The following is a 21650-nucleotide window of genomic DNA, read 5'->3' as shown; positions in this document are numbered from 1 at the left end:
TTGGGCCGCCGCGCCCCCCCATATTTTAAAAAAAAAAACCCCCCCCCCCCCACCCCCGCTCCTACAGGGTTTTTGGCTTTTCAGGACAGGTGTATGACCAGCCCTTTACTCAGCATTGATGCGCTGTTGGCCCAACCAGACCACTGGACCGTGCTTGAAGCCAGTGCCAAAGGGCTGCGTGAACCGTATGCGGCGGGCCATCTGCCCGGCGCGCGTTTTGCCGATCTGAGCCAGCAGTTGTCTGATGCGACGGCGGCGTTTCCTTATACCCGCCCCGACGCCCAGGCCTTCGGCGCGGCCATGCGCGCGTTGGGGGTAAGCAATGAGCGCAAGGTGGTGATCTACGACCGTGAAAACGGCATATGGGCTGCACGAGTCTGGTGGTTGCTGAAAAGCTTTGACCACGCCCAGGCCTGTGTGCTGGAAGGCGGCTGGCGTGCGTGGCTGGCTCGCGGTTTGCCGCTGGACACCACGCCCGAACCCGTCAACCCCGGCGACTTTACGGCGGTTTCGCAGCCGGGCTTTTTCGTCGATCGCGCTTACGTGCAACAGGTGATAGCCGGGCAACACAACGCCCAGTTGGTCAACGTATTGCGCCGCCCGGTGTTTCGCGGCGAAGAAAGCAAATATGCGCGCCCCGGCCATATCCCGACCAGCCTCAACCTGCCTTACAAGGAGCTGATCGACCCGCACACCCACACGTTTATCCCCCGCCCTGCGCTGCTGGAAACGTTGCAGCCGTTTATCAACCGTCCCGGCATTGAATGGGTGCTGTATTGCGGCAGCGGCATCACGGCGGCGGGCTTTGCCCTGGCGTTAGCGGTGGCAGGCGTCGACCACGTAAGTGTCTACGACGGCTCACTGTGCGAATGGTCGGCTGATCCGTCACTGCCCATGCACTTGGCAACACACCCGATTTTGAACACTTGAAGCAGGAACACGACTGATGGCAATTAAAGCACTCTGGTACCTCAGCATGGCCGACGGTCATTACCCGTGGATGGAAGACGGCTTCTTCCCGGTGGATTTCGAGCGCTACCGCCGGCTGGCTGAAACCATCGATCAGGGCGGCTTTTACGGCGCGCTGGTGGCCACCTGGCCAAACGACCCGCTGGTGTCCGCCACCTCGGTCGTGGGCTTTACCCAAAAGATGCGCTTTCTGGTCGCCGCCTACGCCGGCATGACGTCGCCCAAGTTGCTGGCTGAACAAGCCCTGACCTTCGAAAAACTCAGCGGCGGGCGTTTGTTGTTCAACCACATCAATGGCCGCGAAGAACGGGCCAAGACTTACAACCTCACGGCCGGTCACGACGACCGCTATAAAAGCGCCGAGCATTACTGGAAAGAGTTCCAGGCGCATTATCTGGCCGGTAACCCGTCACTGTTCCCCAACACCCGCTTCAGCCTGGAGCCCGTGCAGCCGAACGGCGTGCCGCTGTGGGGCACGGGCGAGTCCAAGGCCGGGGTTGAGCATGCGGGCAAAGTGGTCGACGTGTACCTGCTGATGCTGCGCGAAATCGGCCTCATCAAAGAGCGCTTCGACGCCGCCCGCGCTTCGGCCCACAGCCAGGGCCGTGAATTCGCAGACATGGGCGCACTCACCAGCGTGACCGTGCGCAAGACCCGCGCCGAAGCTGAAAAAGCGTTTTATGCACTGTTCGAAACCACCGGCGTCGACCTGTTGCGCAGCAAGCTGGAAGAAGTCGTGGCACGCCGCAGCAAGGGGGAGCAAACCCTGGCCAGCTACCGCGCGCCGGATGCTCAGCGTCAGGAATGGGTGGATTACATCCTCAAGGGCCAACTGCCGCCGCTGGAGTCTTTGCGTCTGGAAAACAGCCTGTTTGCCGGTATGAGTGCGTGGTCTTCGCTGGATATTTTCGGCACCGGGTCATCGGCGGCGTATCTGGTGGGTGACGCAGACGGCATCGCGCAGAACGTCGAGGCGTATCACCAGCAGGCAGGGCTGACGGCGTTGATCATGTCGGGCTGGCCACTGATCGACGAAGCCAGACACGTGGCCGAGTTGCTGATACCGAAGCTGAACGAGATCGGCTGAATCCCCCGCCTTGCCTCGCGATTGTTTGAACGTTCAAAAGATCGCGAGGCAAGCTCCTATAAAGATCTACAGCCGGCAATTGCTTTTTAACGCGAGCACAAAAGATAATGAGATTAGTTACCATTCATTTCAGGTGTTCACGTGCTCAGCTCTGGCGATTCCCGAACCGTCCTGACCGACCTTTACAGCGATCACCATCGCTGGCTGCGTGCGTGGCTCTACCGGCAGTTGAACTGCCCGCATGATGCCGCCGACCTGACGCAAGACACATTCGTGCGTGCCCTGACCTCGCGCCAGCTGACGGCGCTGCAAGAACCCCGGGCCTTTCTCACCACCATCGCCCGCAACCTGCTCAACAATGTGTTTCGTCGGCGGATGCTGGAGCGCGCCTATCAAGACGAACTGGCGGGGTTGGAGCCGGAGTTCATGCCGTCTGAAGAAGACATGGCGCTGGTGCGTGAAGCGCTGGAAATTATTGATCAGTTGCTCGATGGCTTGCCGGTTCGCGCCCGCAGTTGTTTCCTGTTGCATCGCCTGGACGGCCTGACGCAACCGCAGATTGCCGACGCCATGGGGATTTCCCTGGCCACGGTTGAGCGTGATTTGCGTCGAGCCTTCCTGCACTGCCTGAAAACCCCGCACGCATGAACGCTCGCCAGACGGACGCCGTCAATCGCGCAGCGGTGGATTGGTTACTGCGCCTCGAATCCGCGCAGGCGGGCAGTTCACCCCATCAGGCATTCGAGCGCTGGCTAAGCGCCGACCCCGAACATGCCAACGCCTGGCGCCGGGTCAACACGCTGTTGAGCACACCGATGTCGGCCTTGCAGGAAGCCGAACGGCGCAGCCCCGGCCAATTGAAAGTGGCCAGTGACAGCCTGCGTTCGTTGCCTTCGCCTTCACGGCGCCGGGCATTGGGCGGCGGGCTTGCCCTGGTGCTGGGGCTGGTGACGGCAGGTGTCACCCAGCGTATGACGCCTTTGAGCGGCCTGCTTGCCGACCAGCGCACCGCCACGGGCGAGCGCCGCACACTGACCCTGGCCGATGGCAGCCGCCTGAGTCTGGATGCGCGCACGGTGGTGGATATTCTGTTTGATTCACTGCAACGCCGGGTGATCCTGCACGAGGGCGCGGTGCAGGTCGAGGTGGCCCGGGATGCCGCGCGGCCCTTTATCGTCGACTCCGGTGACGGCACGGTTCGCGCGCTGGGCACACAGTTCATGGTGCGCAAGGACGAGGCTGGCAGTCTGGCCTCGGTGCAACAGCACAGTGTGCTGCTCACCAACCATGCGGGTCGCCGGCAAACCATTGAGGCCGGGCAAGTGTTTGCCTTCACCGAACAACGCATCGACCCGCAACCTCCGAGCTGGCGCAGCCGGGTTGACTGGGTGGAAGGCCGGATCGACGTGCGCGATGAGCCGCTGGGGCAATTGATCGATGCCCTGCGCCCTTATCGCGCCGGGCTGTTGCGCATCAGCCCCGAGGCGGCCCGGTTGCGGGTGTATGGGGTCTTCGCGCTGGATGACAGTGACCGCACCTTGCGCACCTTGGCCGAGACGTTGCCGGTGCAAGTGACCCGCCATGGTTTCTGGCTGACCACGGTGGATGTCCGCCCGGCCCACGCGTAAAAAAAAAGTTTAAAAAGTTGAGGGGGTTTTTCAGGTAGCGGGTCTTGGTTACTGAAAACACACTTATCACGAGCCCGCTTACATGCCCAACCTGCAGATTCGTCCTTGCCTGCTTGCCGTCGCGATCGCCATGGCAACTGTCCCGTTTGTGTCCCATGCCCTGGCAGATGGCGACGCCTCTGCGACGGTTGCACAAGCATTCAACATTCCTGCAGGTGACCTTGGCGAAACCTTGAGCACCATCGCCCATCAAACCGGCGAGGTGCTATCGGTCAACCCCTCACTCATTGCCGGCAAACGCGCTCCGGCGGTGCAAGGCCAGATGAGCACCGCGCAAGCCATCAACCAGGCGCTGGCTGGCAGCGGCCTGATGTTCACCACCACCGCCAGTGGCGCCTACACCGTGCTGCCGGGCGGTGCGCATGACTTGCCGGCCACCACCATCAGCGGCGCACAGGCCGGGTTTACCCAAGACAGCATTTCCAGTGACAAAGGCTTTGTCGCGCGCCGTTCCACCACGGCCACCAAGACCGACACCCCGCTGCTGGAAACCCCGCAAGCGATTTCGGTGGTGACCCGTGAGCAAATGGACAACCTGGGCGCGCAGAACCTGAGCTCGGCGTTGCGCTACAGCGCCGGTGTGAGTGCCGGTTTTTACGGCGATGACCCGCGTTACGACTGGCTGACCGTGCGCGGCTTCACTATGTCGCAGTTGGGCATGTTCCGCGATGGCCTGCGTTCGTCCAGCAACAGCATGTTCGGGCGCGCCGACTCGTATGGCCTGGAGCGCGTGGAAATCCTCAAAGGCCCGGCGTCGGTGCTGTATGGCCAAAACGCGCCGGGCGGGATGATCAACATCGTCACCAAACGCCCCAGCGACGAGCCTTTCCATGAGGTGCAACTGGGTTACGGCAGTTACGACAACAAACAGGCGCGCCTGGACCTGAATGACGCGTTGAACGACAGCGGCACCGTGCTGGGCCGCTTGACCCTGAACGTGCGCGACAGCCAGGCGCAAATTGACCATGCGGTCGACGACCATGTGTACGTCGCCCCGGCCATCACCTTCCGCAACGACGACACCAGCCTGACCTTGCTCTCCAGCTATCAGCACGACACCAGCGGCTGGGGCACCTGGCTGCCGGCCAAAGGTTCGCTGGTGAGCGGGCCTACGGGGTATTTGTCGCACCACTTCTTCGGTGGCGACCCGAACTTCAACACGTTCAAGCGCGATCAATACTCCCTGGGCTACCTGTTTGAGCATCGCTTCAACGACACCTGGCTGTACCGCCAAAACGTGCGCGTCGACACCGGTAGCTACGATGCCAAAGCGGTGCGCAGCCTCGGCTGGATCGACCCGGACACATCCGCCGTGTTGTTCCGTGATGCGGGCATCTACAAGTTCAACAGTGACGTCTACAGCTTCGATAACCAGTTGCAGGCGACCTTCGACACCCCCGGCATCGAGCACACCAGCCTGGTCGGTTTCGATTACACCTGGCAGCGCGGCAACAACCGTCAGTTGAGCGGCCCGGCCTCCCCGCTGGACTTGAACAACCCAAGTGCCGTCACCCCGACAGCCAAGCCGACGGTGCCTTACAAACGTGTGATCGATGTGGAGCAGCTCGGCGCCTACGCCCAGCATCAGGTGAAAATCGACGATCACTGGATTGCCCGTGTGGGCGTGCGCCACGACCAGGCCAAGACCGACGTTAACGTGGACAACAACGGCCGCAAGGTCGGCGGTAGCCTGGACCAAGGCGCTACCACCTGGCAGGCGGGCCTGCTGTACCTGTTCGATAACGGTCTGGCGCCATACTACAGCTACGCCGAATCGTTCTTGCCGACCACTGCGAACAGCGCCAACGGCAAACCTTACAAGGCCACCACCGGCACCAGCCACGAAGTGGGTATCAAGTACCAGCCGCCTGGCAGCGACCTGCTGTTGACGGCGGCGGTGTTCGACATCGTGCAGAAAAACATGGTGACCACTGACCCGATCGACACGCGGATCATGATCCAGACCGGCGAAGTGGAATCCAAAGGCCTGGAGCTGGAAGGCAAATACACCCCGACGCCCGGCCTTGACCTGACCGCCAGCTACACCTACCTCGATGCGCGTGTGACCAAAGACAACGTTCCTGGCAAGGAAGGCACCCGCTTCACCGACAGCTGGGGCACCACCAACCCACGGCACAGCGCCTCGGCCTGGGCGGACTACACCCACCAGGACGGCCAGCTCAAAGGCTTGGGCTACGGCGTTGGCGTGCGCTACGTCAGTGGCCGGCCAGACTACAACGACGACTACTCGCAAGTGCGCGAAACGCCCGGCTACACCCTGGTGGACAGCATGATCCACTACCAGCTGGATGCGCACTGGAACCTGCAGCTCAACGTCGACAACGTGACCAACAAGAGCTACATCGCCAACAACTGCTACTTCCTCGACACCTGCTACTACGGCCCGCAACGGACCTTCCTGGCGACGGCGCGTTATCGCTGGTAAGCCTTTGGAGCAAAAGCCCCTCACCCCAACCCTCTCCCGGAGGGAGAGGGAGCTTTACCGAGGTACGGCTTGCGAGCAACACCAGTCGGCCCTCTCCCTCTAGGCGAGGGGGCTTTAACGAGGTATGGCTTGGGAGCGACACCAATCGGCCCCCTCTCCCTCTAGGCGAGGGGGCTTTACCGAGGTACGGCTTGTAAGCGACACCAATCAGCCCCCTCTCCCTCTGGGAGAGGGTTGGGGTGAGGGCGTGACCTTTTCTGAACCGGATCTGTCAAAAGGCAAAGCGATTGAACAGCCCCAGATAAAGGACTAAAGGCCAGCCATGCCATTTGAGAAAAGCCTGAAAACCACCCTGCTCGTGCTACTTGCCGCCTCGCTGGGAGCTTGCCTGCCTTGGCCGCGCGAGCGTTCTGCTTACGCCGACCTGTGCCAGTCCGACTATCAATTCAAAGTGCCGGGAGCCGATGGCCAGAAAACCATCATGCTTGAAACGTACTTATACGATCACGCCGCCCAGTATTCAGATCGCCCGTTCGAGCAAGGCGTGAGCAAGACCTTCCCGGGTGAAACCTATTCGCGCCGATACTTTTACGTGCAACTGATCGCCTACAACAAAGGTCGCCAACGCCCTGCACGCTCAAGCAGCGGCGAACCCGCGGTGCCGATCCTCTACGATAGCCGCCAGGCATACATCACGCTGGATGACGGCTCGCAGGTCAAAGCCCTGCCCGAAGTGTATCTGGGCGATGACGAGACCTACGACTACCCGATGTTCTACGAAAGAACCGCGCGCCCTTCGCCGTATGACATCAACAGCGATGAAGTCCACCGACGCATCCCGCGAATCACTAACAACAGCCATTACGGCTCGGTTTACATCATTTTCCCCACCGAGAAATTCAACGCCAATTCAAAATGGACCATCCATTTGGGGTCGATGGACGTGGGCGGCCACAAGGTCGATATCCCGCCGATGAAGACGTGCTATCAACCGGTCAAGAAATGGATCGGGATTGAACCCTTGATGCGGCCGTAAACGCCCCTTCTGTTAAGAAAAAGCCCCGCCGAGCATTGCCCGGCGGGGCTTTTTAACTTAACGCCCCCAGCACGCGGCCATCCAGCCGCCCATCGGGTGCAGGTGTTGGGACACGGCGGCATATTTGGGGTTCAGCAGCGTTGCCATCGCATAGAGGCCAGAGGCTGACTGCGGGTTCCAGAGACCTGAATAGCCGCTCTCCCCTGCATCACGGCGCTGATAATCGAATTTGACGTGCGAGTGCACGAATTCTTCGTGCGTCAGGTCACCCTTCGCAAAAGGCGCCAGCCAATCCAGAGCGTTCTCCAGACTCGCGCCCGAGGCGCCTTTGAACACCAGCCAGTTTTGCCCGCGCAGACGCGCTGCCATGGCGGCTCGGGTCAAGGGCTCCAGGTCGTAGACCACATAATGAAGCGCGTCACGCTGTTGAAAATCCACCGTCAAACCGCCCGGCTGCAGATTGCGCCCCAATTGGACAATGAACTGCGCCCTCGCCCGCGCGAACATCCCCGGATCGTCCAGCGCCACCGCCGACAGCGTCGCCAGCTTGACCCGGTGCGAGTTCCAGTTATTGATCCAGCGGCCATCGCCCGGCTTGGCGTTGTGCTCCATCTGATTGAGATACCCCTCGCCCAACGCCCGGATAAACCGCGCCGCCACATTACGCACGGGCGGCGGCAAGTCGTCGCGGGTCATGGAATACGCATCGATATAGGCATCCAGTTCCGTCTCGTCGACCGGATTGAAACTCGGCTTGTAGCGAGTGCCCCAATCGTTAAGCAACCGCGAGAGCGCCTGCAAATCGGCCGGCTGATGCTGCTTTTGCCACAACAACGCCAAGTCGCGCATCAGCGGCCAGTCCTTCTTGGCCTCCAGGCTCTGATCCCGGATGCCCTGATGCGGCAGCGTCCCTTCGGTATGCACCCGCGCAACCGCGCGGGACTGCGGCAACAACTGCTGATTCACCTGATTGCGTAACTGCCCAAGCTGCCCGGGGTTGGGGTTGGTGCTCGTGCACCAGGGCGCCGCCATGGCTGGGGCGCTTATCAGGATAGACATTGCCAGTAAGAGCGGGTTAACGAGCGGCCGTTTACTCATCGGTTTTACCTGAAGGATGAAAAAGCAAGACAGTCGAGGTGGATAGACCTTGTAGAGACTTTAGGTGAGACAGGTTGAACGGCGGCTTTCGAGGGGTGAGATTTAATGCTGGGCACAAAGGCGGCGATGTGGGCCGCAGGGTTGCCGTATAGGGCCGCTTGCGCCTTGCCAGTCTGTAACGATATTGCTAGTGTCAATTTATGACTAATCATTGCCTCACCTCGACTACCACCACCACGACCGCTGAAAGCGGAGCGTGAGAAGTGTCGTGAGCAGATAACAGACGAACTTCAAAGGCCCGCCAGCAATGGACAGGGCCTTTTTTATGCCCTTGTGTTGCTGGCTCACACGCAAGGAAATTCACCTCATGCACGCTCTGTTGATTCTCGATATGCAAGTCGGACTGGTTCACGGCCCGGAAAAGCCTTGGCGCGGTGAAGCATTGCTGGAGACCCTGAATAGTCTGATGGACAAGGCCCGCAGCGCAGGCGCGCCGATTTTTCTTGCGCGTCATATCGGGCCGGTGGGTTCACCCATCGAACCCGGCAGTCCGCTGACGATGATCGTGCAGGAACTGAAGCTTCAGGGTGGCGAGGTGGTATTCGAGAAACGCCGCCCCAACGCCTTCGCGATGACCGACCTGGCAGACAACTTACGAGCTCACGGGTCGACGGGTGTAGTAATCACCGGCATGAAAACTCAATACTGCGTTGACAGCACGTGTCGTGCGGCGCGTGATCTTGGCTTTGATGCGGTCCTCATTGCCGATGGTCATACCTGTGCTGATACGCCGGTGATGAATGCTCAGGACATTGTTGCGCATCACAATGCAACGCTCGGCGGACCGTTCTGCCGATTGGTTTGGGCTGAAGAATGGAATTTCTAGGTGAAACCTGAATTAGGAGGATGTACAGGGCGTATGGAGATTCGACTGACAGAAACAAAAGACTGGATGTTGTTGAAGCAGATCCGGCTGGCCGCGCTTTTAGACACGCCCACTGCGTTCGGTGTGAATTACCATACGGCTGCCCACTACACGGATGAACAGTGGAAAGATCGAGCATCGTCAACAGGAACGGCGTTCTGGCTAGCCTTTGACAACGAAAGGCCTATCGGGATGATCGGCGCTGCAGTGAGCAGTACGGGTCGCTATAACTTGATCGGCATGTGGATAGAGCCTGCAGCGAGAGGTTCAGGCATAGCAGCTCGACTGGTTGATCAAGTCAAAGCGCGAGCGACAATCCAAGGCTTTGACGGGGTTTTCCTTGACGTAGCGCCAGAGAACGCAAGAGCTTCAAGATTCTATCTGAAGCAGGGTTTTACTTTCATGGATGAATGGGAACCATTAGAAAGTCATCCGCATATTCTTGTTCAAACCATGTATTGGTCTACCTCTCTGAATAAAGCGCGGCTCTTGTAGTCGGTGACGAGGCACAAAGGCGGCGATGTGGGCCGCCGGGTTGCCGATCAGAGATGTCGTTGAAGAGGGCAAGTCAAGATCAAAAGATCGCGAGGCAAGCTCGCTCCTACCGTTTGCGCCCCGCCCGTTTAGTCGCTGACGAGGTACGAAGGGTTGCTGTGCACACAACCGCGTAGCACTCGTCAAACAAAAACTGGGATATAACACGCCCACTTCAAACATATAGAAATCCAGAAGCCAGCCTACAAACATATGAATTTTTACAAATGTTTGGCTGCTTTATGCTGCGCCCACTCCTCGTAGAAGGAGGCGTTCGTCGGTACGCCTGAGCAAGGCGATCCTAAAAATAATGTGTCTGCCGACCAAGGAATTCTTATGTCTTCACCTCACGCATTTAACCGTGCCGGCCATTGTGCCCACTCTTCTGTCGGAGGCGGGTTATGAACTCTCCTCTGCGCCCTAACGCCGATGAATCGCTGTTGCACAGCCAGGGCTATGCCCAGGAGCTGCATCGCGGTCTGTCGCTGTGGTCTTCTTTTTCGGTCGGTTTCGCGACGGTTTCTCCGGTGGTCGGGATCTATTCGGTGATGTCGCTCGGCGCTATGAATGCCGGGCCGTCCTGGGTCTGGATCGTGCCGCTGTGCCTGGCGTTGCAGTTGCTGGTGGCGTTGGTGTATGCCGAGCTGGCGTCGCAGTATCCGCTCGCAGGCGGCTGTTATCAGTGGGTCAAGCGTCTGGCCGGGGATCGTTGGGCGTGGTTTACGGGGTTTATGTACCTGGCCTCCGCGCTGGCGTCGCTGACCACCGTGTCTTATCTGGGCGGGTTCTGGTTATGGCTGTTTTTCACCGGCGAGCCGCCCTCGGCAAATGCTCAGGTGTTCAGTGGCGCAGTGCTGCTGGTGCTCGGGCTGGGGGTGAATCTGTTCGGCATCAACCCGCTGAAGTATTTCGTGAACGCCGGGATCATTGCTGAAGCGATTGCGTCGATTGGCATCGGGGTGTTGTTGCTGCTGTTTTTCCGCAATCACTCGCTGTCTCTGCTGTTCGAGGGGCTGTCCTCTACGCAAGCATCCGACGGCTCTTACCTCTCCGGTTTTCTGACGGCGATGGCGGTGGGTGGCTGGGCATTTTTGGGGTTCGATGCCTGCTCGCAAGTCTCGGAAGAGACGGCCGACGCCCGCACCTCTACGCCCCGGGCGATTTTGCGCTCGATGATTCTGGTCGGCCTGACCGTGATGCTGACGGCTTTCGCCGTGACGCTGTCATACACCAACACCGCGGCCATGGTCTCGGGCCAGGTCATCGATCCGGTCACACCCGCGGTAGTCGACGCCTTTGGTGCGTGGTCCGAACAGCCGTTTGTGGCCGTGGTGCTGGTGGCGTTTATCGCGTGCATCGTCTCGGTTCAGACGTACATCGGGCGTGCCGTGTTCGGCATGGCGCGGGACAACATGCTGCCCGCTTCGGCCCTGCTACGTAAGGTGGACAAGCGCAAGGTGCCGTTTGCGGCCATGGTGTTTTGCACGCTGTTCGCCAGTTTCGGTCTGGCGCTGGGGCTCAATGCCACGGCGGTAGGGACGCTGATCGCCTTCGGCAGCGGCGGCTTCTTCCTGGTGTTTTTGATTGTGGTCACCTGTGCCCTGCTCGCCCGCCTGAACAACCGCTGGAAAGCCGAACCGGGGACGTTCAGCCTGGGGCGCTGGGGCTTGCCGGTCAATATTGCAGCGTTCTGCTGGCTGGTGTTCGAGAGCATCAACGTCGCCTGGCCGCGTGAGTCGCTGGCGCCACCGGGTGCGCCGTGGTTTCAGGTGTGGGCGGTGGTGCTGGTGTTTTCGGTGCTCGCGGTGCTGGGCCTGATTTATATGTTCCGGGCCAAGCCTTACCTGCGGGCCACCCCTCAATTGCGGCCTGTTTAACGTCTTTGTATGGTGCGAGGCCCCTCAACCCCGGGCCTCGCTGTTTGGAGTGTCAGATGTCTGCTATTCACTATTGGAACTACCCGACAGAGATTTTCTGCGGGCCCGATGCGCTGGCTGTGTTGGCCGAACGCTGCACCTTGTTGGGCATGCGCAACCCGCTGCTGGTCACCGACCCCGGCATGCTGACGCTGGAGCCGATGGCGCTGATCCAGGCGCATTTGCAGCACGCCCAGATCCAGTTCGCGGTGTTCAGCGATATCGCCAGCAACCCGAGCCTGGGCGATGTGGCCAAGGGCGTCGCCGTGTTCAAGGCCGGCCAGCATGACTCGCTGATCGCCCTGGGCGGCGGCAGTGCCATGGACGCGGCCAAGGGCATCAGCCTGGCGGCCGTCGACGCGCAAGGTCTGGAGCGTTACCAGTGGTCTACGGTGATGGAAAACTACCCGACACTGGGCGACTTTCCTCCCCTCGAACTGCCACCGCTGATCGCCTTGCCGACCACTGCGGGCACAGGCTCGGAACTGGGCCGTGAAGCGGTGCTCACCCTCAGCGAGCTGAACATCAAGCGGGTGGTCAGCCACCCTAAAATGCTGCCGGCCAGCGTGATTCTTGATCCTATCCTGACCCGTGGCTTGCCGCCCGCGCTGACCGCTGCCACCGGCATGGACGCGTTGACCCATCACATTGAAGCCTTTTGCTCGCCGCTGTATCACCCGATGTCTTGCGGGGTGGCGGTGGAAGGGGTTCGCCTGATCCAGCAACACTTGTGCAACGCCTATCACGATGGCCAAGACCTGGTGGCCCGCGAAGGCATGCTGGTGGCGTCGGCGATGGCCGCGGTGGCGTTTCAAAAAGGCCTGGGCGGCGTGCACGCCCTCGCCCACCCGCTGGGTGCGCGCTACCACAAACATCACGGACTGCTGAACGCGATCCTGCTGCCTTATGTGCTGGTCGCCAACCGCCCGACAATCAGTGAAGGCATCGCCCGGCTGGCGCGTTACCTGGAACTGGATCAACCCGATTTCGACGGTTTTCTCCACTGGGTGTTGCAGTTGCGCCAACGCCTGGGGATCGCCCATTCGCTCGCAGAAATCGGCCTGGATGACGAGGCCGCCGTGTGGGTGGGTGAGCAGGCACTCGCTGACACGTCCTCTTCGGACACCAACGCCTGCCCGCTCAGTGCAGCCGATTACAGCCAGATTTTCATTAACGCAGTGCACGGCGTCCTGCCGGGAGTCAACGTATGAAACAAGCACAGTACATCAACGCAAACTGGCTCACAGGCGAAGGCGCCGAGCAGATCACCGTGTACGATCCGTCTTTGGGCCAGCCGATTGCCGAGCTGATGAGCGCCAGCGCTGATCAGGTGGATCAAGCTGTCGCGGCAGCGCGTCAGGCCCTGCCCGCGTGGCGGCAGGTTGATGCGGCCACCCGCGCCGGTTACCTGAGGGGGTTCGCTGAACAGCTCCAGCAGCGCCGCGAAGCCTTGATCGCCCTGCAGATGCAGAACAACGGCAAACCCCGCCATGAGGCCGAAGTCGACATTGACGATGCAGTCGCGACCTTCAGCTATTACGCGACTTTGGCCGATAAATTGGCAGAGAACCCCAACCCTGAAGTCCCGCTGGCGGTGCCCGGCTTTACCTCCCACACGCGACTGGAACCGGTGGGCGTGGTCGGCCTGATCGTGCCGTGGAACTTCCCCTTGGTGACCAGCGCCTGGAAGCTGGCCCCGGCTCTGGCGGCAGGCTGCACGGTGGTGCTCAAGCCTTCGGAGGTCACCCCGCTGATCGAGCAGACCTATGGCCAGATTGCCGATGCGTTGGGCTTGCCCGCCGGTGTGTTGAATATCGTCTGCGGCAAGGCCGAGACCGGCATTGCGCTGAGCAATCATGCGGGTCTGGACAAGTTGTCGTTCACCGGCAGCAACGCCGTGGGCACGCAGGTGATGCACAGCGCTGCCGCGCATTGCCGCCCGATCACACTGGAACTGGGCGGCAAGTCGGCCATTGTGGTGTTTGAGGATTGCGACCTCGATCAGGCCGTTGAATGGATCGTGGCCGGGATTTGCTGGAACAGCGGCCAAATGTGCTCGGCCACTTCGCGGCTGCTGGTCCACGAGAGCATTGCCGATGCGCTGACCCAACGCTTGCAGAGCGCATTTGAGACCCTGCGCGTGGGCAACCCGCTGAACGGTGAAGTGGACATGGGCCCACTGACCAGCCAGGCGCAATGGACCAAGGTGAGTGAGTACTTTGCCATCGCCCGCGATGAAGGCTTGCACCTTGCGACTGGCGCCAAGGCCTGGTGCGACCCGGGCTGGTTCGTCAGCCCGACCCTCTACACCGACGTGCCGCTGAACAGCCGCCTGTGGAGCGAAGAAATTTTCGGGCCGGTGCTGTGCAGTCATCGCTTCAGTTCAGAAGAACAGGCCTTGGCCCTGGCCAACGACAGCCGCTTCGGCCTGGTGGCCACGGTGATCAGCGCCGATCTGGAACGCGCCGAGCGCGTGGCGCAGGCACTGGAAGTGGGCCATGTATGGATCAACTCGATCCAGGCGGTGTTCGTGGAAACATCCTGGGGCGGGACCAAGGGCAGCGGCATCGGTCGTGAACTCGGCCCTTGGGGTTTGTCAGCCTACCAGTCGGTCAAACACGTGACCCGCTGCCTGGGCTGAGGCGCGGCTCACAGCCCGTGCTCAAGCAACAGGTCGGCAATAAAGGCACGGACCGCCTCGCTTTGCGGGTGGCCAGCATGGGTGATCATGCTGTGCTGCACGTCATAGCGTAGTGTCGCGGGCTGCAGGGCGCGCATCTGCCCGTTCTGCAGCCAGGCCCGCGCGTAATGCGCTGGCAGATAGCCCAGATGGGTGCCGGCCAGCACGCCATGGGCGACCGCCTCCATGTGATGCGCGGTGGCCGATGCACGATCCGGGGCGATGGGCAGCACCTGATCGACGGGCAAGAAGCCATGGCGGATCCAGTCACAGGCCTGAAGCTGGGCCAGGCTCGGCGTCTCGACCTCGAACAGCGGGTGCGCCTGACCGCAGAAAATGCCGATTTCCTCCGAGTACAGCGGCTGATACGTCAAGGTCGGCAGCGGGCGGCTGAAATAGGAAATGGCGATATCCAGTTGCCCGTCGATCACCGCCCGTTCCAGTTCCGTGGGCGAGTTCACGAAAATGTGCAAATGCATGTCGTGTTCACGCTGATAAAAGCGTGCGATGGCCGCGTCGATGCGGGCCGTTGGCAATGTCGCGATATTGTCCGCCAGCCCCAGATACAGATCCCCCACCAACCGCCCGGCCAGGTCCTGGGCCTCATTGCGAAACGCATCTACCGCACTGAACAACACCGACGACGCCTTGAGAATCCGTTGGCCTTTTTCGGTCACGCGAAACCCGCCCTTGCCGCGCTCGCAAATGCGATAGCCCAGGCGTTTTTCCAGGCCGGAAATATGTGTGCTGATGTTCGACTGGCTCATGTTCAGCTCAGCCTGGGCAGCCGTGAACCCGCCGCATTTGACCACCGTGGCGAAAATGCGCAGCAGCCGCAAATCCATGTCCGTAACGTTTCTGAGCACAGCTTTTCTCGATGAGGGTGGGGGTTTTGCGCTTTTGTGGGCGCGGGCTTGCTCGCGAAGGTCGGTAACGATGATGCGTATTTACTGGGTAAATGAGGCGCTCTGAAGACCGTCGCGAGCAAGCCCGCGCCCCCTGATAAGCAGTGCTGCTCTTAAGTGAACAACACGGCCTTAGTATCGGGGACTGACCAAGGGTGGGGCAATGGCCGAGGTGGAGGGCGGATTTCACATTGACAAACAAACTGTGATCACATATCACTAGCGCTACATTTCTGGGGCAGGCTGTGATGACCCGGGAAGAACGTCCGATACAACAATAAGACAGGTACGAAGCTATGAGCATTGTGAAACGACTCATCCCCTACTCCGGGTTGAAGGTGCTGATATCCGGTGGGGCCGCTGGCATTGGCGAAGTGATTGCTGCGGCTTATCTGGAGACCGGGGCGAAGGTGCACGTGTGTGATGTCAGTGAGCAAGCGGTTGCGGCTTTTCGCGAGCGCTACCCACAAGCGCTCGCAACCCAGGCTGACGTGTCAAATGCCGCCGAGGTCCAGCGTGTGTTCGACCTGCAGCGCGAGTGGGCAAACGGGCTGGATGTGTTGATCAACAATGCCGGGATCGCAGGCCCCACCACCGGGATCGAAAAAATCACCGAGACCGAGTGGGAGCAGTCGATCAACATCAACCTCAATGCGCAGTACCGCTTCGCGCATCATGCGGTGCCCCTGCTGGTTAAGTCGGAACACGCGCACATCATTCACATTTCATCGGTCGCGGGCCGCTTGGGGTATGCCTGGCGGACCCCGTATGCGGCCACCAAATGGGCCATCATCGGGCTGATGAAATCGTTGGCTGCCGAACTGGGTGAGCGGGACATCCGCGTCAATGCGCTGCTGCCGGGCATCATCGAAGGCCCGCGTCAGGACCGGGTGATCCATGACCGCGCCAAACAACTGGGCATCTCCGAACCCGAAATGCTGGAGCAGACGCTGAAAAAAATCTCTCTGCGCCGCATGACGCCCCCTGACGATGTGGCCGCCATGGCGCTGTTTCTCTGCTCGCCCGCCGCGCACAACGTGACCGGGCAGGCCATCAGCATCGACGGCAATGTCGAGTACCTCTGAACCCGACCAGAACGGCTTGCCAGCCGTGCGCTGGCGGGCCGTCTAGCCTATTTTTCAGTCCGTCGGAACACTGCGCGGCCCACAGCCGTGAGCCTTGCGAGTGCCTGAAATGCCTTGTGGGTAGGGGCAAAACCAATCGTCCGACACTCTATAAATTAATCTTGTGATCTGTGATCACAGCGAATACCATGATTTTCATACCACTCGTCAGCGCCGCCGATTGCCCTGCCTCGGCCCGACCCTCGATGTGGATGCGCCAGCCAAAAGCGCAACTCCTGAACATAAATACAAAAATGTGGAGAACATCATGCAAAGCACCGCTACCACCGAACGAGGCCCCGTAGCCATCATTGGCGCCGGTCTGATTGGCAGAGCATGGGCCATCGTGTTTGCCCGCGCGGGCCACCCCGTGCGCCTGCACGACATGGATCGGCACACGATGCAGGCCAGCCATGCCTACATCGAAGCAAGGCTGCATGAGCTCGCGGACTTTGACCTGCTCACAGACGCCCCTCACACCGTGCTGGCGCGCATTACCTGTGTGCCCGATTTGGCCGTTGCATTGCGCGGCGTAGTGCTCGCCCAGGAAAACGTTCGGGAAACGGTCGAAGCCAAAATCGAGATTTTCCAGCGCATGGACACCCTGGCACCCAAGGAGGCGATCCTGGCCAGTTCGACTTCATGGCTGCCGGCCTCCGAGTTCACGAATGACCTGCCGGGGCGGGCCCGCTGCCTGGTAGCACACCCGACCAACCCGCCTTATCTGATCCCGCTGGTAGAGCTGTGCCCTGCCCCCTGGACCGCCGCGGACGTGATGATCCGCGCCCACACGCTCTACTCCGCCGCCGGGCAAAGCCCCGTGGTGTTGTCCCGGGAAATCCACGGTTTTCTACTCAATCGCGTTCAAGCCGCCGTGCTCAACGAATGCTTCAAATTGCATGAAGACGGCCTCGCCAGCGCCGAAGACATCGACCGGGTACTCAAGGATGGGCTCGCCCTGCGCTGGTCGTTCATGGGTCCTTTCGAAACCATTGACCTCAACGCCCCGGCTGGCGTGGCTGACTACGCCGCGCGCTACGGCCAGCAAAATCGCGCAGCGGTCGATTCTGAGCACGCGTTCAGTTGGTCGGAATCGGCCGTCGACCGCGTGCATCAGGAGCGTCGCCGTGCGCTGGAACTTGAAGGCATCGCACTGCGTTCGGCCTGGCGCGACAAGCGCCTGATGGCCCTGGCCGCGCACAAGCGCCAAGCCCCTGATTGTTGAAAACCCTGCTTCATCCTGACCACCAAAAACAAAAGCACCAGGAGATCACCATGGCTCGTAAAGTCATCATTACGTGCGCTGTTACCGGCGCCATCCACACACCGTCCATGTCCCCTTACCTGCCGGTCACTCCCGGCCAAATTGCCGAAGAGGCCATTGGCGCTGCCGAGGCGGGCGCGGCCATTGTCCATTTGCACGCGCGCAACCCGGTGGACGGCAGCCCTTCCCAGGACCCGGCCCTGTTCAAGGAATTTTTGCCGGCTATCAAGGAAGCCAGCGACGTGGTGATCAACTTGACCACTGGCGGCGCACCGACCATGTCGCTAGAAGATCGCCTGCGCCCCGCGCACCAGTTCAAGCCCGAAGTGGCCTCGCTGAACATGGGCACCATGAACATGGGCCTGTACCCCATGCTCAATCGGTTCAAGACATTCAAGCACGCCTGGGAAGAACCTTACCTGGCGGGCAGCCATGACCGTATTTTCAAAAATACCTTCACCGACATTGCCCACATCCTGGAGTCGTGCAGCGAAAACGGCACGCGCTTTGAAATCGAGTGCTATGACATCGGCCATCTCTACACGGCGGCCCACTTTATTGATCGCGGGCTGATCAAGCCGCCGTTTTTGATCCAGTCGGTGTTCGGGATTCTCGGCGGCATCGGCGCTCACCCCGAAGACGTGCTGCACATGCGTCGCACTGCCGACCGTCTGTTCGGGGATGACTATCAGTGGTCGGTGCTGCCAGCCGGCAAGCAACAGATGAGCATTGGCGCGCAGGCAGCGACCTTGGGCGGGCACGTGCGGGTTGGCCTTGAAGACTCGCTGTGGGACGGCCCGGGGCAATTGGCAAAAAGCAATGCGGACCAGGTGCGGCGCATGCGCACGATTCTGGAAGGACTTTCACTGGAAGTGGCGACGCCCGATGACGCGAGACAGATTCTCAAACTCAAGGGTGGCGACAACGTCAACTTCTAAGCACGGGGCCCTGCCCCACTAAAGATTATCCAGAGGATAGATCGAGTACTCACGGGCGCTGTTTTGCGACAGCGGCCCGACGCCCTGTCCTCATGAGGAGAGCTGAACCATGTTCGCAACGACCCATACAAAAACACAAAAGGGACAGTCGCTGAACGCTTTAATGTTTCGCAAGCTAATGCCGATGCTGATCTTTGCCTACGTCATCAGCTTTTTGGACAGGACCAATATTTCCCTGGCCAAAACCCACATGGCTGTCGATTTGGGTATCTCTGCGGCCGCCTATGGATTTGGCGCCGGGCTGTTCTTCCTCACCTACGCGCTGATGGAAGTGCCGAGCAACCTGATCATGCACCGCGTGGGCGCACGCCTGTGGATTACCCGGATCATGATCACCTGGGGCGTGCTGTCGGCGGGCATGGCCTTTATCACCGACGAGACGACTTTTTATATCGCCCGTGCCCTGCTCGGTGCTGCTGAAGCGGGGCTCTTTCCGGGTGTCATGCTGTACCTGACCTATTGGTTCGGCAAGGAGCAAAGGGCGCGCGCCAGCGGCTACTTCCTGATCGGCGTGTGCCTGGCCAACATTATCAGCGGGCCGATTGGCGGGCTGTTGCTGGAAATGGACGGCATCATGGGCTGGCATGGCTGGCAGTGGCTGTTCTTTCTGGAAGGCATCCCGGCGGTGCTGTTCTCGGTGGTGATCTGGAAAAAACTTCCGGACAAACCCTCCAAGGCCAGTTGGCTGACCAAGGAACAAGCCCTTGAAGTCGAACAGACCCTCAAAAAAGAAAATGATGAAGAAATCGCCTCCGGCAACGTCGGCCATTCTTTTAAGGGCGTGTTCAAAATCCCTCAGTTGTGGCTAGCCATTGCGGTGTACTTTCTGCACCAGATCAGTGTGTATTCGGTCATCTTCTTTTTGCCGGGCATCATCGGCACATACGGCGGGCTGACCTCCGTACAAATCGGCCTGTTGAACTCAATCCCCTGGATCGCCGCCGCGTTGGGCGCCGCCTTCCTGCCCAAGTACGCGACCACGCCAAAACTCTCGCGCAAGATCATGTTTGGCGGGCTGGTCCTGATGTCGGCCGGTTTGACCCTGGCCGCCTACACGCCGCCGATGATTGCACTGATCGGATTCACCCTCACCGCCTCGATGTTTTTTGTCGTGCAGCCGGTGGTCTTCCTCTTCGCCAGCTCACGGCTTGCGGGCGCCGGCATGGCCGCCGGCCTGGCGCTGGTCAATACCTGCGGGATTACCGGTGGTTTCTTCGGCCCGTCACTGCTGGGCTTCGTCGAGCAAACAACCGGAAGCACCAAGAACGGGCTGATCATTGTGGCCGCCCTGTTGATGCTCGCCGCGTTCCTCAGCACCCGCCTGCGCCAAGCGCAAGAAAGCACCTCTACAACACGGGACAACATCGTATTGCCCCACGTCACACCGTGCATGACTGAAAACACGAGGATCAAATGAAGACTCTGTCTCTGGTACTAAAACTTCACCCCAGCGATAACGTGGCCATCGCCCGTGCGCCGATCGCAGAAGGCACGGTGATCACCGAGTTCGACGATACCGTGGTGCGCAGTGACGTGCCCGCCGCGCACAAGGTCGCACTGGCCCACGTCGACACGGGTGAACCAGTGTTGCGCTATGGCCAGATTATTGGTTTTGCGACGCAACCCATCGAGCCCGGCGATTATGTGCACACCCACAACCTGGAAATGGCCACGTTTGAGCGTGACTATGCATTCGGCGAAGACGCGCGGATCGCCACGCCACCAGCCGATCCGGTGACCTTCCAGGGGTTTGTGCGCGCGGACGGTCGGGTGGCCACGCGCAATTACATTGGCGTCGTGAGCACCGTGAATTGCTCCGCTACCGTGACCAAAATGGTGGTGGAACACTTCTCGAGAAACGGTGTGCTCGATGCCTATCCGAACGTGGATGGCGTGGTGCCGATCACCCACAGTTTTGGTTGCTGCATCGAGCACAACGGCGAGGGGGTGAACCAACTGCGGCGCACCCTGGGCGGGTTCATCAAGCACGCCAACTTCGCCGGCGTGGTGGTCATCGGCCTGGGCTGCGAGGCCAACCAAATGGGCGCGCTGTTCATGGCGCAAGGCATCGAGACTGGCAAGCTGATCGCGCCGGTGGTCATCCAGGATGCGGGCGGGACGCGCAAGGCTGCCGATGCCGCAATCGCTGCCGTGGAAGCCATGCTGCCGATTGCCAACGCCTGTCGGCGCGAGCCGGTGCCTGCCAGGCATCTCACCGTCGCGTTGCAATGTGGCGGTTCGGACGGCTACTCGGGTATTACCGCCAACCCTGCCCTCGGAGTGGCCGTCGACCTGCTGGTCGCCCAAGGCGGCACCGCCATCCTGAGTGAAACCCCAGAAATTTATGGGGCCGAGCACCTGCTGACGCGCCGTGCGGCCACCCGTGAAGTGGGCCAAGGCATCGTCGACCTCATCAAATGGTGGGAGAACTACGCAGATCGGGAAAAAGGCAGCATCGACAACAACCCCACCCCGGGCAACAAGGCGGGCGGCCTGACCACCATCCTTGAGAAATCCCTCGGCGCCGTGGCAAAAAGCGGCTCCTCGGCGCTGATGGGCGTGTACCGCTACGCCGAGCCGATTACCGCCCGCGGCCTGGTGTTTATGGATGCACCGGGTTACGACCCCATGGGTGCCACTGGCCAGATCGCCAGCGGCGCCAACCTGGTGGCCTTCACCACCGGCCGGGGTTCGTGCTTTGGCGCCAAGCCTGCGCCGTCCATCAAGCTGGCGACCAACACCAAAATGTTCACCCGCATGCAGGATGACATGGACATCAACTGCGGAGACGTTATGGACGGGGACGCCACCCTTGAATCCAAGGGCCGGGAAATCTTCGACATGCTTATTCGTGTCGCGTCGGGCGAGCAATCGAAAAGTGAAGCCCTGGGCGTGGGCAACGAAGAAACCGTGCCCTGGATGATCGGCGCACAGATGTAAGCCGCCAGAGGTCAGCGCCCATAAAAAAACGAGGCGGACT

General features: G+C 60.5%; 18 protein-coding genes. 16 read left to right on the top strand and 2 right to left on the bottom strand.

Features of this window, described 5'->3' with window-relative positions:
- Nucleotides 1-93 precede the first annotated feature (93 nt).
- The 6 genes from NTD86_RS24240 to NTD86_RS24215 all read left to right on the top strand — a co-directional run bounded on the left by NTD86_RS24240 (nucleotide 94) and on the right by NTD86_RS24215 (nucleotide 7226).
- Nucleotides 94-930, top strand: a complete 837-nt coding sequence (locus tag NTD86_RS24240) for a sulfurtransferase (RefSeq protein ID WP_262205910.1) — start codon at nucleotides 94-96, stop codon at nucleotides 928-930.
- Nucleotides 931-946: 16 nt separating this feature from the next.
- Nucleotides 947-2056: an LLM class flavin-dependent oxidoreductase gene (locus tag NTD86_RS24235; protein WP_262205909.1), complete on the top strand. Its 1110-nt coding sequence runs from the start codon at nucleotides 947-949 to the stop codon at nucleotides 2054-2056.
- 141 nt (nucleotides 2057-2197) lie between these two features.
- Entirely contained in the window at nucleotides 2198-2704 is a 507-nt protein-coding gene (locus NTD86_RS24230) for a sigma-70 family RNA polymerase sigma factor (RefSeq protein ID WP_262205908.1), read from the top strand.
- Nucleotides 2701-3684, top strand: coding sequence for a FecR family protein (locus NTD86_RS24225; protein WP_262205907.1), 984 nt, complete (start codon nucleotides 2701-2703; stop codon nucleotides 3682-3684). Before NTD86_RS24230 ends, NTD86_RS24225 begins: the two co-directional genes overlap by 4 nt.
- Before the next feature lie 82 nt (nucleotides 3685-3766).
- The gene (locus NTD86_RS24220) at nucleotides 3767-6190 is read left to right on the top strand and encodes a TonB-dependent siderophore receptor (protein WP_262205906.1); all 2424 of its coding nucleotides are present in this window, start codon (nucleotides 3767-3769) and stop codon (nucleotides 6188-6190) included.
- A gap of 322 nt (nucleotides 6191-6512) precedes the next feature.
- The gene (locus tag NTD86_RS24215; RefSeq protein ID WP_262205905.1) at nucleotides 6513-7226 is read left to right on the top strand and encodes a hypothetical protein; all 714 of its coding nucleotides are present in this window, start codon (nucleotides 6513-6515) and stop codon (nucleotides 7224-7226) included.
- A 57-nt stretch (nucleotides 7227-7283) separates the two neighbouring features.
- Here NTD86_RS24215 and NTD86_RS24210 read toward each other — a convergent pair whose 3' ends face one another.
- Entirely contained in the window at nucleotides 7284-8324 is a 1041-nt protein-coding gene (locus NTD86_RS24210; RefSeq protein ID WP_262205904.1) for an alginate lyase family protein, read from the bottom strand.
- A gap of 367 nt (nucleotides 8325-8691) precedes the next feature.
- Here NTD86_RS24210 and NTD86_RS24205 point away from each other — a divergent pair, with 367 nt between their 5' ends.
- The 5 genes from NTD86_RS24205 (at nucleotide 8692) to NTD86_RS24185 (ending at nucleotide 14340) form a co-directional block, all read left to right on the top strand.
- Nucleotides 8692-9210 carry a cysteine hydrolase family protein gene (locus tag NTD86_RS24205; protein WP_262205903.1) on the top strand — a complete coding sequence of 173 codons (519 nt, stop codon included), beginning with the start codon at nucleotides 8692-8694 and terminating at the stop codon, nucleotides 9208-9210.
- A gap of 33 nt (nucleotides 9211-9243) precedes the next feature.
- Nucleotides 9244-9744 (top strand): GNAT family N-acetyltransferase, encoded by a 501-nt coding sequence (locus NTD86_RS24200; protein WP_262205902.1) that lies wholly within the window; start codon nucleotides 9244-9246, stop codon nucleotides 9742-9744.
- A 440-nt stretch (nucleotides 9745-10184) separates the two neighbouring features.
- Nucleotides 10185-11660: an APC family permease gene (locus NTD86_RS24195; protein ID WP_262205901.1), complete on the top strand. Its 1476-nt coding sequence runs from the start codon at nucleotides 10185-10187 to the stop codon at nucleotides 11658-11660.
- Nucleotides 11661-11716: 56 nt separating this feature from the next.
- Nucleotides 11717-12910 carry an iron-containing alcohol dehydrogenase gene (locus tag NTD86_RS24190; protein ID WP_262205900.1) on the top strand — a complete coding sequence of 398 codons (1194 nt, stop codon included), beginning with the start codon at nucleotides 11717-11719 and terminating at the stop codon, nucleotides 12908-12910.
- Nucleotides 12907-14340: an aldehyde dehydrogenase family protein gene (locus tag NTD86_RS24185; RefSeq protein ID WP_262205899.1), complete on the top strand. Its 1434-nt coding sequence runs from the start codon at nucleotides 12907-12909 to the stop codon at nucleotides 14338-14340. The genes NTD86_RS24190 and NTD86_RS24185 overlap by 4 nt, the downstream gene beginning before the upstream one ends.
- Nucleotides 14341-14348: 8 nt before the next feature.
- Here the strand turns inward: NTD86_RS24185 and NTD86_RS24180 are convergent, their stop codons facing one another.
- On the bottom strand, nucleotides 14349-15245 hold the full coding sequence (locus NTD86_RS24180) for a LysR family transcriptional regulator (protein ID WP_262205898.1): 897 nt from the start codon (nucleotides 15243-15245) through the stop codon (nucleotides 14349-14351).
- Nucleotides 15246-15580: 335 nt separating this feature from the next.
- On the opposite strand from NTD86_RS24180, the gene NTD86_RS24175 reads away from it, so the two are divergent.
- The 5 genes from NTD86_RS24175 to NTD86_RS24155 all read left to right on the top strand — a co-directional run bounded on the left by NTD86_RS24175 (nucleotide 15581) and on the right by NTD86_RS24155 (nucleotide 21610).
- Nucleotides 15581-16369 (top strand): SDR family oxidoreductase, encoded by a 789-nt coding sequence (locus NTD86_RS24175; RefSeq protein ID WP_262205897.1) that lies wholly within the window; start codon nucleotides 15581-15583, stop codon nucleotides 16367-16369.
- A gap of 307 nt (nucleotides 16370-16676) precedes the next feature.
- The gene (locus tag NTD86_RS24170; RefSeq protein ID WP_262205896.1) at nucleotides 16677-17633 is read left to right on the top strand and encodes a 3-hydroxyacyl-CoA dehydrogenase; all 957 of its coding nucleotides are present in this window, start codon (nucleotides 16677-16679) and stop codon (nucleotides 17631-17633) included.
- 50 nt (nucleotides 17634-17683) lie between these two features.
- Nucleotides 17684-18610, top strand: coding sequence for a 3-keto-5-aminohexanoate cleavage protein (locus tag NTD86_RS24165; RefSeq protein ID WP_262205895.1), 927 nt, complete (start codon nucleotides 17684-17686; stop codon nucleotides 18608-18610).
- Nucleotides 18611-18719: 109 nt separating this feature from the next.
- A complete protein-coding gene (locus NTD86_RS24160; protein WP_262205894.1) occupies nucleotides 18720-20087 on the top strand; it encodes an MFS transporter in 1368 nt (455 codons plus the stop codon).
- Nucleotides 20084-21610: a UxaA family hydrolase gene (locus NTD86_RS24155; protein WP_262205893.1), complete on the top strand. Its 1527-nt coding sequence runs from the start codon at nucleotides 20084-20086 to the stop codon at nucleotides 21608-21610. The genes NTD86_RS24160 and NTD86_RS24155 overlap by 4 nt, the downstream gene beginning before the upstream one ends.
- The last annotated feature ends 40 nt before the right edge of the window (nucleotides 21611-21650 follow it).

It is taken from the genome of Pseudomonas sp. 7P_10.2_Bac1, from assembly GCF_025465935.1.
Taxonomy (GTDB): Bacteria; Pseudomonadota; Gammaproteobacteria; order Pseudomonadales; family Pseudomonadaceae; genus Aquipseudomonas.
This window is presented reverse-complemented; position numbering and strand designations above follow the sequence as displayed.